The sequence below is a fragment of the Solihabitans fulvus genome, from assembly GCF_008386585.1.
In the GTDB taxonomy this organism is placed as follows: Bacteria; Actinomycetota; Actinomycetes; order Mycobacteriales; family Pseudonocardiaceae; genus Solihabitans; species Solihabitans fulvus.
The window spans coordinates 1-402 of the sequence record NZ_VUOB01000402.1; the positions used below are offsets into that span (position 1 = coordinate 1).

Sequence of the window (402 nt, forward strand, 5' to 3'; positions counted from 1 at the left end):
CTGTAGGTGTGGAAGAACTGGCTAGCGAACACGTCATGGTCGTCTTCTTTAGCTTCTTGCGATCCTTGGACGAAGATAAAGTCTCCCTTTACTTTAACTTTAAGGTTGTCTTTCTTGTAGTCCTTAACGTTAACAACGACCTTGAACTTGTCATCGTCAGCGTAGATTCTTGGCCCGATGTCCACAAAAGTGGGGATCAGTTTCCACAGAGGAGCAAACAGACTGAATGGCGAAAGGTTCAGCCATGGGAACGTGAACTGGTCATCTGTAATGGAGACGGGCTGCGCGATAACTTCTTTGTCCCGGGCAGGCAAAGCCGTTACCGTTGCGAAACCGGCGAAAGCGATGAAAACCGCAAAGAGACGCGGTGAGAACATTTTCTTGGATATACGTGTTTCAAAC

1 protein-coding gene is annotated in these 402 nt (G+C 47.8%); it reads right to left on the reverse strand.

All coding sequences use genetic code 11. The features are described from left to right. Positions 1 to 377 (reverse strand): Hsp20 family protein (locus F0L68_RS46160; protein WP_149855485.1); only part of this gene is annotated, 377 nt, incomplete at its 3' end. Positions 378 to 402 lie beyond the last annotated feature (25 nt).